This window comes from Achromobacter sp. JUb104 (assembly GCF_024806975.1).
GTDB lineage: Bacteria > Pseudomonadota > Gammaproteobacteria > Burkholderiales > Burkholderiaceae_B > Achromobacter > Achromobacter spanius.
The window spans coordinates 626,197-638,969 of record NZ_JANUEY010000002.1; the positions used below are offsets into that span (position 1 = coordinate 626,197).

At 64.1% G+C, this 12,773-nt stretch carries 10 protein-coding genes; 2 read left to right on the forward strand and 8 right to left on the reverse strand.

Features of this window, described 5'->3' with window-relative positions:
- Nucleotides 1–64 precede the first annotated feature (64 nt).
- From M2361_RS14775 to M2361_RS14790, 4 genes are all read right to left on the reverse strand, one after another.
- Complete coding sequence (locus M2361_RS14775; protein ID WP_259250110.1) at nt 65–1,423, reverse strand: amidohydrolase family protein; 1,359 nt, start codon at nt 1,421–1,423, stop codon at nt 65–67.
- Nucleotides 1,424–1,449: 26 nt separating this feature from the next.
- On the reverse strand, nt 1,450–2,229 hold the full coding sequence (locus M2361_RS14780; RefSeq protein ID WP_259250112.1) for an alpha/beta fold hydrolase: 780 nt from the start codon (nt 2,227–2,229) through the stop codon (nt 1,450–1,452).
- Nucleotides 2,230–2,311: 82 nt separating this feature from the next.
- Nucleotides 2,312–3,283 (reverse strand): tripartite tricarboxylate transporter substrate binding protein, encoded by a 972-nt coding sequence (locus M2361_RS14785; protein ID WP_259250114.1) that lies wholly within the window; start codon nt 3,281–3,283, stop codon nt 2,312–2,314.
- A 60-nt stretch (nt 3,284–3,343) separates the two neighbouring features.
- Complete coding sequence (locus M2361_RS14790; RefSeq protein WP_259250116.1) at nt 3,344–4,213, reverse strand: fumarylacetoacetate hydrolase family protein; 870 nt, start codon at nt 4,211–4,213, stop codon at nt 3,344–3,346.
- 186 nt (nt 4,214–4,399) lie between these two features.
- Here M2361_RS14790 and M2361_RS14795 point away from each other — a divergent pair, with 186 nt between their 5' ends.
- On the forward strand, nt 4,400–5,068 hold the full coding sequence (locus M2361_RS14795; protein WP_259250118.1) for a FadR/GntR family transcriptional regulator: 669 nt from the start codon (nt 4,400–4,402) through the stop codon (nt 5,066–5,068).
- 54 nt (nt 5,069–5,122) lie between these two features.
- Here M2361_RS14795 and M2361_RS14800 read toward each other — a convergent pair whose 3' ends face one another.
- The 3 genes from M2361_RS14800 to M2361_RS14810 are packed head-to-tail and all read right to left on the reverse strand — an operon-like array spanning nt 5,123 to nt 8,420.
- Nucleotides 5,123–6,148 (reverse strand): tripartite tricarboxylate transporter substrate binding protein, encoded by a 1,026-nt coding sequence (locus tag M2361_RS14800; RefSeq protein WP_259250119.1) that lies wholly within the window; start codon nt 6,146–6,148, stop codon nt 5,123–5,125.
- Nucleotides 6,097–7,161 carry an NADPH:quinone oxidoreductase family protein gene (locus M2361_RS14805; protein WP_259250121.1) on the reverse strand — a complete coding sequence of 355 codons (1,065 nt, stop codon included), beginning with the start codon at nt 7,159–7,161 and terminating at the stop codon, nt 6,097–6,099. Before M2361_RS14805 ends, M2361_RS14800 begins: the two co-directional genes overlap by 52 nt.
- Nucleotides 7,161–8,420, reverse strand: coding sequence for a CaiB/BaiF CoA transferase family protein (locus M2361_RS14810; protein ID WP_404976374.1), 1,260 nt, complete (start codon nt 8,418–8,420; stop codon nt 7,161–7,163). Before M2361_RS14810 ends, M2361_RS14805 begins: the two co-directional genes overlap by 1 nt.
- A 90-nt stretch (nt 8,421–8,510) precedes the next feature.
- Between M2361_RS14810 and M2361_RS14815 the strand changes: the two genes are divergently transcribed.
- The gene (locus M2361_RS14815; protein WP_259251495.1) at nt 8,511–9,461 is read left to right on the forward strand and encodes a LysR family transcriptional regulator; all 951 of its coding nucleotides are present in this window, start codon (nt 8,511–8,513) and stop codon (nt 9,459–9,461) included.
- Between the two features lie 53 nt (nt 9,462–9,514).
- On the opposite strand, the gene M2361_RS14820 is transcribed toward M2361_RS14815, so the two are convergent.
- Nucleotides 9,515–12,685 (reverse strand): autotransporter domain-containing protein, encoded by a 3,171-nt coding sequence (locus tag M2361_RS14820; protein ID WP_259250122.1) that lies wholly within the window; start codon nt 12,683–12,685, stop codon nt 9,515–9,517.
- Between the last annotated feature and the right edge of the window lie 88 nt (nt 12,686–12,773).

Genomic DNA, 12,773 nt, shown 5'->3' on the forward strand with positions numbered 1-12,773 from the left:
CGAGTGAGCTCGACGCAGTTGAATCGGCGGACGCAGAATATAGCCGCGCGCCGCCTATCCCGGCCTATATCTGCTGCGAGTTCATCGGGTCCACGGACCTTGCCCGCCTCGCGCCCACCTCGACCATCGGATTTCCGCCGTAGATAGAACGGATCACCCCGCGTGGAGGCAAAAGCGTGCGCGCGTTCTTGATAATCTCACCGTCCTTCATCACCATCAGGATCTTCGTTGGATCCTGCAGAACCGCCAGGTTCTGCAATGGGTTTCCATCAACCAAGATCATGTCAGCCAGAAAGCCTTCCTTGAGTTGCCCAAGCTCGTCGGGCCGCATCATCAACTCTCCGCCCAACCGGGTAGCCGCAAGTAGCGCTTCCTTGGGCGTCATGCCAATGTATTTGACGAAGTACTCAAGGTCGCGAGCGTTGGTACCGTGTGGCATCCAGGCAAATCCGTAGTCGCCGCCAGGCAGAATGCGGATACCGCGCTTGTGCATTTTCGAGAGGTTCTCGGCAGCGACCTCCAGCTCACGCTTGTACCCCATCTTCGTGGCGATGGCTTCGGTTATCCCATACTCCGAGGCGTTGTAGAGGGTGTTGACCAGCCATCCGATACCCGGCGCCACAAAGTGCTTTTCCTTGTTGGCTTCCAGCATATCCAGTGCCTCTTCGTCGGCGAAGCTTGCATGGAAAATCAGTTCAAAGCCCTGCTGCACACAGGTTTTGACGGACTCATTGGAGCGCGCGTGAGCCGCGACCCGCTTGCCTGCAAGCTTGGCTTCGGCCGCGAGCATGGCTATTTCCTCTTGAGAAAATGGATTCGCTTCGGCAGGGATGCCCGCGATGTATTCCCCAGAGAGATTGATCTTGAGATGGTCAACGCCATACTTTACGAACATACGGACGATGCGACGCATGTCTTCGGGTCCGCTGCAAACGGCGCCAAAGTTCATTGCCTCGTAGGGTAGATGCGGCAGGGTGTTGTCGCCCAAGCCGCCAGCGGTGGTGATTTCCTGGCTACCCGCAAGATAGCGCGGCCCCGGAAATGCGCCCGCCTCGATCACGTTGCGGGTGACGACATCCAGACGAGGCTTTGCGGTAGCAGCTCCCAATGCGCTGGTCCAGCCCATTTCCAGATAGCGCTTGGCGACGCGCACGCACCACAGGATGTGCTCCTCGGGCGGCATGAACTGGATTGCCGACAGGCTGGGCTGGTCGTTCCAGGAAAAATGCGTATGCGCTTCTGTCATGCCAGGCATCAGGAACGCGCCGTGGCCGTCGATGATGCGCGCATCGCCGGTATCCAGATATTCGCCCTGACGGGCCAACGAAACGATGCGGTTCGCGTCTACCAGCACTTCACCCGGGTAAGGATCCGCGCCTGAGCCATCGAACAATGTCACATTGGTAATGGCGATTCTTGTCATGTCTTGTCTCCTCGGGCTAGCCGCTTTCAGGGCTTATAGAAATCGGTAAGAATGCGCAGGCATTCGAGCGGCTTTTCATAGGTCGTCCAATGCCCGCAACCTTCCAGCACAAAGGTGTTGCGTGTTCTCAAGCGCTCGGCAAGCGCGGCCGTGCCTGCCGGCGTACCGACCCCATCTTCGTCGCCTGTGACCAGCAACGCCGGGATAGTCAGCGATTCGACCTCGGCCGCGACCGCCTTCGCCAACGCTTCGCAGTTGCGTGCATAGCCTTCCGGCGGCTGGCGCATGATGGATTCACGGATCAGCGCAAGCGCAGCCGGGCGTTCGGCCTTGGTCTGTGCGCTGGTGGCGGCCTTGCAGATGGCGTCCGCGATTTCCTGCATGGCAGCCACTCCGGAGCGCGCCAATCCCGCGCGATTGCGCGTCGCCTCGCGAGCGGCATCGGCTGGCGCGGTAAGCGGGCCGAACAAAGCCAGCGACCGAACGCGGGTGGGATGCCTGACGGCCAAGTGCTGGGCGATGATGGTGCCCATCGAATGAGCCACGACGTCGACGCTTTGCAGGTCCGCATCGTCAAGCACCCCTATCAATGCCGCCACGTGTAGGTCGACGCTCAAGCCGTCTGGCGCTTCGGCACTACGCGCGGCCCCGGCGAGGTCAGGCCGAAGCACCCGACGTTCGCCAAATGCGGGCATCACGGGGCCCCAGAAATTTGAGCTACCGCCCAATCCGTGGATGGCCAGCACGGCATCCTTACCGTTGCCGGTATCTTCTACCCACAGGCCATTGATGATCTTGGAACTCATGCACTCACCTCGTTTGATAGTCGGCCTAGGCCGGAAATTGCGATGCCATGGCATGGGCGGAACCTGTCGTCCCGCATCGACATCAGTCGACTTTCCCGATTCTGTTCACGGCTCGTTCCAGAGAAGCGGAGTCCGCCTTCCAGTATTCGTCGAAGGCCGGGGCATCTAGGTACTGCACGGGGCTGCCGGTAGCGGCGATCCGCGAACGAAATTCCGGATCGTTGGCAACGTCCCTGATGGCTTGGCGCAGCTTTTCCAAAATGGCTGGCGGCGTCCCGGCCAGCGCGAAAACCCCTGACCATTGCACGAAGCGGATGTCGTAGCCTTGGGATTTGAAAGACGGTACTTGCGGCAGACTATCGAGCGCGCCGTCTCCCCAATGCGCCAGCGGCCTGACGCGCCCGGCTTGAATCAACGGCATGACACTGGAGGGGCCGGTAGCAAGCGCGTCGACCTGCCCGCCCACCAGCGCTTGAACCGCCGGACCGGCGCCCGTGAACGGCACATGCATCATCTTGATCCCGGCAGCGTCTTGCAGCATTTCCATCGGCACATGCATCGTGCCGTAGATGCCCGAGGATCCATAGCTGAGCTTGCCGGCCTGGCTTTTGGCCGCGGCGACGAATTCTTGCAAAGTCTTGTACGGCGCGTCCGCACGCACCACCAGCACAGTGGGATCCGCCGTGACCCGCGCGATGGGTACGAACTGGTCCAGTTCATAGGCCGGTTTGCGTTCCAGAAGGCGATCCGCCGCGGGCAAGATAGAAATCGCCGACAGGCTCATCAACAACGTGTAGCCATCCGGTTTGGCTCGTCCGGCCTGACCGATGCCGATGGCGCCCCCTGCGCCGCCCTTATTCTCAATGACGATAGGTCGGCCCAGCTTGGCACCGACCGCCTGAGCCAACGGCCGTGCGATGGTGTCGGCGACGCCGCCGGGCGGGAAAGGCACCACCATCGTGATGGGGCGGTCCGGGTAGTCGGCCGCCATCGCCGAGACGGCACCCAGCCATAGCAAGGCAGCCGCAGCCACCCTCTTGCAGCGCAGATTCATGTCTCACTCCGTTATGGTTTTGTGTCCGGCAACGCGCCGCTACTCCGCCGGCGCGGTCCTTCAGACGAAACGGTTTTCGATCTTCCCGATGCCATCGATCTCGATCCGGACCGTGTCACCGCTCTTGAGGTATTGCGGCGGATTGAGCCCCTGTCCCACGCCCGCCGGGGTGCCGGTCGCGATGATGTCCCCCGGATACAGCGTGATGCCGCGCGAGCACGTTTCGATCAACGTGGGAATATCGAAGATGAGGTCTTCGGTGCTGCCTTCCTGACGAAGTTCGCCATTGACCCAGCAGCGCACCCGGGTCTTGCGCCCGTCAAGCTCGTCGGCCGTCACCAGCCAGGGGCCCATCGGGCAGAAGGTGTCAAAGGACTTGCCCAGGTCCCACTGCTGATGGCGCATCTGCACATCGCGCGCCGTGACATCGTTGACCACCGTGTAGCCGATCACATGGCTCATGGCTTCGGCGCGCGAGATATTGCGGCCCCCCTTGCCGATCACCACCGCCAGTTCGGCTTCGTAGTCGATCTTGTCGGAAATGCCTACGGGCAAGTGAACGTTGGCCCAAGGCCCGACAACCGTCTGCGGCACCTTGGTAAAGACGATGGGCCAGGATTCCGGATTGGCGTCGTTGTCCTTGAACACCGAATCGCGCAGCTCTTTCGCATGCGCGTGATAGTTACGCCCAACACAAAAGAGGTTGCGTCGCTGGGCGGGAAAGGGCGCTTCGTGTTCCACCTGATCCCATCGATAGGCGTTGCCAACCGTGGCCGGCAATGCCTTGCCTTCGGCCAACAGATCCACAGCAGCCAGCGCGCCCTGCGCCGCGAGCTCGCGGGGAAAATCCAGAGCGGTCACGCTACCGCCATCGTCGGCAACCACTCCAACCCGACGCTCGCCTTCAATTCGAAATACCGCGATCTTCATGCTTGCTCCCTAGGCGGCCAAACCCGCCAAACAGATAAACCAAATAATACCAATTGAAGAATATTCAGAACCAATTTGGTCGAATAATAGACCAAATAAGCCAAATAGCAAGTAGGGATCTTCCGACGCCCTCTCACCCATTGGACTCATTTGGTATGATTGCGGTCATTCGAAAAGGAAGCCTTCATGGACAAAGCCTCCGCCATGCGGGCGGTCATCATTGAGAACCTGACATCGGGCGTCTGGCCCGCCGGGCATCGTTTGCCTACCGAACGGACATTGAGCGAACAATTCGGTATCAGCCGTTCCACCGTTCGAAGGACGCTGACAGAGCTGAAGGGCGAAGGCCTGATCTCTCAACGCGTGGGCAGCGGCACGTACGCCAATCCCACGTCGGCGTTGGCGCAAACCGAGACCCTGCTACGCAACGAAGTGCTGGCCACCAGTCCTGCCGAACTGATGGCGGCGCGGCTGGTGCTTGAACCTGCCATCGCGGCCTTGGTGGTGCAGCACGGCACCCCCGCGGACTTCGCGGCCATGCAACATGCGTGTGATGAGGCCGAAGCCGCGCCAACCTTCGAAGCATTTGAAGTCTGGGATGCCAAGTTGCATGAACTGATGGCAAGGGCGGCCCACAATCTCTTTATCGAGAAAGTGTTCGCGCTAATGACCGCGGCGCGCTCACAAGCCACATGGGGCGCGCTCAAGCGGAAAAGCCTGACGCCGGAGCGTCGCGAGGCCTACCAACTTGAGCACCGAGAGATCGTTGAGGCGCTGCATGATCGCGACGCAGCGAGAGCGCAAGAAGCCGTGCGGCGACACCTGCTGCACGTGCGGGACAATCTACTCGGCTGATTTCCCATCCCGAATCGGGAAGCCGTCCTTCCGGACGGCTTTCAGACGACCCGGTTATTGCGGTGTTATCTGCGCCGCCTTCACGATGTCGCGCCACTTTTGTCCTTCAGAGACATTGAAGCGCGTGAACGTGGCGGGGTCCGAACCCACCGGCTTGGCGCCAAGCCCCGTGTATTGCGTCACGACGTTGGGCTGCTTGAGTGCTCGCGCGGCATGCTCGGCCAGCTTGGCCACGATTTCTGGCGGCGTGCCCTTGGGCGCCCACAGGCCATACCAGGTGCTGATATCAAAGCCCGGAAAGCCGGATTCCGCCATTGTCGGCACGTCGGGAAGCTCATCCACCCGCCGCGCGGTCGTGACCGCCACCGCGCGCAGCTTTCCTGACTTGATGAACGGCATGGCCGAGGGCATCGAGTCGAACATCAGCTGGATCTGTCCGCCCACCAGATCCGTCAATGCCGGCGCACTGCCCTTGTAGGGCACGTGCTGCATCGTCAGGCCGGAGCGCACCTTGAACGACTCTCCCGCAAGCTGCTGCGCCGATGCAGACCCGGCCGATCCGAAATTAAGCGGCTGCGTCTTGCCCTGCGCGACCAGATCCTGAACGGTACGAACCTTGCCCGTTTGCGGCACCACCAGCACCAAGGGCACGTCCGCCAACTGAGTGATGGGCGCAAAATCCTTGAAGGCGTCGTAGCGCATGGACTTGTAGATATACGGATTGATCACGTGCAACGATGCGTTGGCCAGAAAGGTATAGCCATCCGGCGCGGCGCGCGCCACGAGATCCGCGCCGATCATTCCGCTTGCGCCCGGCTTGTTGTCAACGATGATGTTTTGTCCGATGGTCTTGGACATTTCGGCAGCCACCAGGCGCGCCACGATATCCGTCGGGCCGCCCGGCGGATACGGGACGACCATGGTGATGGGCTTGGTCGGAAACGCGGCGTCGGCGGCCAGCGCGGTCAATGGGCCGGTGGCAAGCCCCAAGGCCAGCGCGGTGGCGGCTAGTTGCCTGATGGGTAGTGCTACGCGGGAGCGGCTCGCCCTGTGGGCGAGTCGGGCAGTGATGGCATGCATGGGTTTGTCTCCGTCGTTATTGTGATCGCCACCTTGCCGACGACTTGTCGGCTTTCCAGGGCAGCGAGTGCTGCGGCAAGACCGGTGATCGGATAGACCGCCGTTACAGCTGGCCGGATCCGCTTGCTGCGGGCCCAGTCAAACAAAGTGGACATCGTGCGCTGCATGGCGGGCGCGTGGACGATGCGTTCGTCAGCAGGCGTCCAGCCGAGGTAGCGGCCAAAGAAAAACCCATGCAGGGCAATGTTCTTCACAAGCAACAGGTTCAGTGGCACATCGGGAACGCGGCCGCTGGCGAAGCCCACCGAGACCATCCGCGCATTGGCCGCCGCCGCCCGCACGCTGCGCTCGAAGGCGTCGCCCCCCACGGCATCCAGCACCACGTCGGCGCCACGCCCGCCACTTGCCGCCTTGACCGCCTGCGCCATGTTTTCGTCGGCGGCAAACGCATGCGCGGCGCCCGCGGCCAGCGCGGCCTGGCGCTTGGCATCCGTGCTGGCGCAGGCCAGCACCGTGGCGCCCAGCGACGACGCAATCTCCACCGCCGCCAAGCCGACGCCAGACCCGGCTCCCAACACCAGCACCGTGTCGCCAGGCTGCATGGCGGCGCGCCACAGCAAGGCGCACCAGGCCGTCCCGTAGGAAATGGGAATGGGCAGGGCGGACAGCAGCGGCAAGTCGTCGGGCACGGGATAGACGGTGTGCTCGGGCAAGGTCAGGCGTTCGGCGTAGCAGCCCCAGCGCGACAGCGCGACCACTCTGTCACCCGGCTTCAGGCGCGTGACCTCCGCCCCGCAAGCAATGACGCGCCCGGCCGCTTCAGTGCCTGGCACGAATGGCAGGGGTGGCCGGCTTTGATAGCGCCCTTCGACCAGCAGCTTGGTTGCGTGGCTGACGCTTGCGACCTCCACGGCAATCGTGACGTCGTGGGGGCCAGGGGCCGGGGCGTCCGGCATGTCGCCCGGCAAGACGTCTTCAACCGGACCATGGCGGTGGCAGATCAACGCGCGCATCAGTACTCCCCTTGAGCAGATGACGCTTGGCGCAGCACGCCCATGTCCAGCATGGACTGAATGTCCGACGGCGCTACCCCCCACTCCGTCAGCACGGCAACCGTATGCTGGCCGATCTGGGGCGCGGCTTGCAGCGGCCGGCGCGCAGCCGCACCCGGCACGCGCGCAAACGGCAGTGGCTCACCGCCGGGCTGCGCCAGAGAATCCAGCAGGCCGATATGCACGGCCTGCGGGTGTGCGGCCAAACTGCCGTAGTCCCTGACCCGCGCATGCAATACGTCTTCACGCGCAAAGCGCTCGACCCAGTGCGCGGCAGGCTGCGTCGCAAGCTGAGCGGCCAGTTCGCGATGCAGGCGCTCGCGCTGCGCCATGCGCCCCTCGTTGCTGGATAGCGCCGGGTCGGCCAACCAGCCGGTCCGTTCCAACGCACGGCAAAGCCGCGCGAACTGATCGTTGTTCAGCGCCAGGACCGACAGGCTTGCGTCCGCCGTGCCGAACACACCGTTGGGCGCGCTGACCGCGCCCGTCGCGCGTGCGCCCGTCATGCCAAACGCAAGAATGTCGTTGACCTGCAATGCGGCGCAGGCCTGAAACAGGCTCAATTGCACGTGCTGGCCTCGCCCCCCGCGCGCCTGCTGATACAGCGCGGCACTGGTGGCCTGGGCGGCATACAGCGCCGTGGAGATGTCGGCCATCAGCAGGCCGATCCGGCGCGGCTCGCCTTCGGGCGTCTGGTTCGCGAACATCAGCCCGCTGTCGGCCTGCATCACCGAGTCCGACGCCGGCGCGTTCGCGCAAGGGCCATCCGGCCCGTAGCCGCTGATGGACACGTACACAAGGCCCGGGCAACTTTCAGCCAGACTGTCGTAGCCCACGCCCATGCGTTCGGCGACGCCCGGGCGAAAATTCTGGATCAAGACGTCGGCCTGTTGTGCCATCTGCGCCAGCAGCGCTTTGCCCCGAGGCTGGCGGGCATCCACGCATACGCCGCGCTTGCCCACGTTGTAGGCGATCGACAGCGCGCTTTCGCCATCGCGCACGACGCCGACATGGCGGCCCCAATCGCCATCCGGCGGCTCTACCTTCACGACATCCGCACCTTGCTGCCAGAGGATTTGGGCGCAGTAGGGGCCGGCGATTCCCTGGCTGAGGTCCAGTACGCGCAGGCCAGAATACGGGGCTGAATCCGGGCCTGAATTCGGGGCTGAATGCGAGTCTGAATGCGGGCCCGATGTAGGGTCGATCGGCGTGGTCGGCATGGGTGCGATAGCGGCTAGGACAATGCGGTCGATGCTAGACTCGCCGACATCATTGGACAATCCACCTGTTTGTGCCTTGAATGGTGAATGATGATTGACAATATGCCGGACCTGAACCTGGTCAGACTCTTCGTGGCAATGGTGGAATCGCGCAATCTGAGCGCCGCCGCCGTGCGCTGCGGCATGACGCGATCGAACATGTCGCATCGGCTCAAGCGGCTTGAGCTGGACCTGGGCGCGCAGCTCTTCCGGCGCACCACCCGACACGTCGAGCTGACTCAGGCCGGCCAGTTGCTGTACCAGCACGGCATCCGCCTGTTGGACGAGATGCGCGCGGTGCAGGCCGCCATCGATAGCCTGGACGGCGCCGTCAGGGGAGACGTGCGCATCCGGCTGCCGACGGGCCTGGGGCATCTGTATCTGGCGCCTGTGCTGCTTGAATTCGCGCGCGCGCATCCCGATATTTCGCTGCGCGTGCATATCAACGATGGCATCGGAGACCTGATCTCCGCCGAAGTCGACATGGCGCTGAAGATCACGTCATCGCCGCCCGAGGACCATGTGGCGCGCCGGGTATGCGGCATCCAATGGTGCTTGTGCGCGTCGCCGGCATTCCTGGCGGCAACCGAGCCGGTGCAGAAGATGGAGCACTTGGGGCGATGCGATCTGATTGCGCCGCAGTCCCTGGGCCGCCGCTTTGACCTGCGCTTGAAGCAGGAGCACGGAGACCCGCTGATCCTGCGCGTGACGCCCAGGCTGCAATCGGGCGACTATCCGTTCCTGCGGGACGCGGTCCTGGCGGGGCTGGGCGTGGCCTTGCTGCCCCGCTACGCGGTATGGGAACAGTTGCGCGACCGAAAGCTGCTTGAAGTGCTGCCCGAGTTCGAGCCCGAAGGCGTCGGCGACGCCATCTATTTGCTCACCGCGCCCAACCGCTTTCCGTCCATGGCGACCCGCGTGCTTGCCGACTTTATTCGCGAGCATATTGAGCGGCATGTGCAGGACTGGGAAAGGAAAAGTCCCGCGCGCGGGACGGCATGAAGGCGTCTTTAGTGAAGGCGCGTTTAGTGAAGGCGTCTTTAGTGAAGGCGCCTTTAGAACTGCCAGCGCACATTCGCGCTAAGCGTATGCTCGCGGCTGTCGCCGGCATATTGCCCGGCATACCCTAGCCGCACCGACGCCGTGCGCGCAATCTCCACTTCGGCCCCCAACTCCACCAGCGCCGCATCGCGCCCGACCGGCGCTCCCGCGACGGTGAACGGCTGGCCCGCATCAAACGCCAATACTGATTCCGGCTTCACGTCGCCGAACACATGGCGCCAACCCAAGGTGCCGAACACCCTGCCCTGACGGCTGGCAACATCGAAGCCTTGCGCCGCGCGCAGGCCCAGCGTTGTATAGGTTTGCTGCGTGCTGCCCGACTCGCCCGACAGCGCGGCGTCGCCGCCGCTTTCGGCAAAGCCGCGTGTGCGCAGATCGCTCCAGGCCAGGCCAACAAACGGCTCCAGCGTCGTGCGTTCCCCCACTTGCCTTGCGTAGGACAGTTCCGTGAACACCTGGCTGGTGCTGGCGCCATAGTCCGCCGTCAACGCGGTGGCTTGGCTGTTGGCATAGCGTCGGGTTGAGATGTCGTGCCACGTATAGCCCGCGCCCGCCAGGAATTGCCAGGCGCCGGGCCCGGCGGCAAAGGACTTTCCGCCATAGACCAGTGCGCTGTAGCTGGACACGTCCGCCTGTGAAGCCCGTTCGTCGACACGGGCCTTGCTGTCGGTGTAGCCCAGTGCACCCCCGACGCGCCAACCCGCGCCCACGGCACGATCGGCGCCCACGAAGATTCCGCCAACGTGCTGGCGGATCTGCGCAGCGTTGCCGTCTGCATCAATGGTCTGCCAATTGCCCACGACCTCGGCCCAGGCCGGCAAGGCGCCGGACGCGGGCATTGCGCCGGTCGATTCCGGGGCATCGGATACGCCCACGGCGGCGGTGGGGCTACCTGCCCGCGCAGTCGCGTGAAGGTTCGCGCGCAGCTTGGCCAAGGGCGTCTCGCGCACCTGCGTCGCGCCCTGAAGCAGCGTGCTGGACACGCTGGCGTGTATTTCACCCGACAGGCTGTCGAAGGCGTCTTCGGTCTGACCCACCGCCAGCGTCGCCGCGTACTGGCGCAATGCGCTGTCGGGGCCCATGCTTTCCAGTGCGCCGGCCACGGCGCGCTGGTTGGGTGTGTTGGCGCCCGTGGGAAAGGTGCGCGTCTGCAGCAAGCCCAGCTTCACGTCCGTCGCGCTGTAGTACAGCTGGGGGTCCAGGAAGGCATAGTTCGACGACACGCTCTCGAACTTGCCCTGCACCGAATTGGCGCTAAGAATGGTGTAGCTCAGGTTGGGCGTGAAGTTGCCGTCCGGCCCCACGTGCAGCACCGAACCCGCCAGGCGTGCGATGCCGTTCACCACGACCCGATCGCTATCGGCCGATGCCGGCGCCGCTTCGACGCGGTAGGTGGACCCAGGCGCAAAGGTCAGGTCACCCTTGACCGTCAACGTGCCGATCGAATTGCCGGGGCTCAACACCGACCCGCTAGCCAACGTGGTTGATCCCACCGAACCCGATCCGCCCAACGTGGCGCCCGCACCCACGCTGACCGGCCCGGCCAGCGCGCCATTGACCGTCAGCGCGCTTCCCGTCACCGTCGTCAGGCCGGTGTTGCTGCTGTTGCCGGTCAGGATCACATCGCCCGACAGGATGTTGACGCGGCCATTGCCTTGAATGCTGCCGCCATAAGTCACGGCCGGGCCGACGAAGTTGAACAGCAGTTCGCCATCGCCCGCGCCAAAGCGCAGCACCGGCGCGTTCAGCACACCAACAGGCGCAGCGCCAAAATCCGCCGGCGTGCCCATGACCAGCGTGCCCTTGGAACCGGCGGCGTTCGCGATCACGACTTCACTTGCGTTCAGCGCGCCCCCAAACATCAGCAGCAGGCGTCCTTCGCCGGCATCGCCCACGGTCACCGGGCCGGTCGACGTCCAGTTCGCCCCATCGCCCGAAATCGTCACGTTGCCATAGGACCCGGCGCGCCTGCCCAAGGTGCCGTTCAGGCTGCTTAGCTGCCCGCCGTCGGTGATACCCACGCCGCCCCGCGCACCATTGGCGTCGCCAACGACAAAGATCCCACTGTTGATCCACGACGCCCCCGCCCCGCCAATCGAGGCCGTGCTGACGCTGCCCGCACCGACGCCAACAAAGCCGGATGTGCCGCTGAGCGTCGCGCCGTCGGCTATCAGCAGCGTGCCGCTGCCCTCTTTGCCGATTTCCACAGGTCCCGAACTGACCCAAGACGAGCCGGTGCCCGTCAGCGAGACGCCGCCGGTCGATCCCGCCTTATTGGCGGCGACCAGGCCACCGCTAGTTACGCGCCCCGCATCGCTGAGTTCAAACATGCCGCCGCCAAGATGGCCCACCTTTACGGCCAGTGCCGAATCCAGCGACGATCCCGCGCCGCTGACCTGGACGGAACCCGTGGAAAGGGCCGAGTCCGCAATGCTGATCTCGGTGGCGATAAGCGACGCGCCCGCCTGTACGCGCACCGTACCGCGAGCGCTCGTGCTGGCCGGCCCAAACTCATCGCCACCGACCAGCAAGGTGCCGGCCTGCAACGTGGAGCCTGCGTCCGCCACCTGGATCTCCCCCCACCCGTCCCCGCCACGCCCCGCCGCCAAAACACCCACCTGCACCACGCCGCCATTGTTGATGGCCAGCGCAGCCGTTCCAAGCTCACCGACAAACAAGTTAGACACCACTTCGAGCCGGCTCCCCGGGTCCGTCACCGTCACGAACCCCGTGCTGTTGACGCCCTTGGCGATAGTGCCGTTCAGGGAGTTCCAGACGTTGCCGGCGCCAACTCCGCCCAACGTCGCTGCCCCGCTAGAGCCGCCACCATTGCCCAGCACGAAGCTGCCGGTAGTCAGGCTTCCGCCCGTCCGAAACACCAGTGCGCCGGCTGCGGTGTCGCCCACCAGCAACGAGCCCGCTTCGCTCATGCCGTCAATCTGAACCGTGTTGGCTTCGATAAACACATCGTCAGCAATGCTGGGCAAGGCACCGCCCCAGTTCGCGGGAACGCCCCAGAACCCTCCGCCTCCACCGCCGACCCAGGTGACGGTTGCCGCACCGGCGGATGGCGCGCCCAGGGCGGCAACCGCCATGGCGATCGCGGCGGAAAGCGGACGCAACGGCAAATGGGAAATCATGGGTGACAGGCGCGTGAGCTTCATTCTTGGCTTCCAGGTTTTGGGGCTGCCGGGCGTACGCATCCCGGCGCGGCGACGAGGAGTATAAAAATTTGCGCGCGTCTGAAGCTGA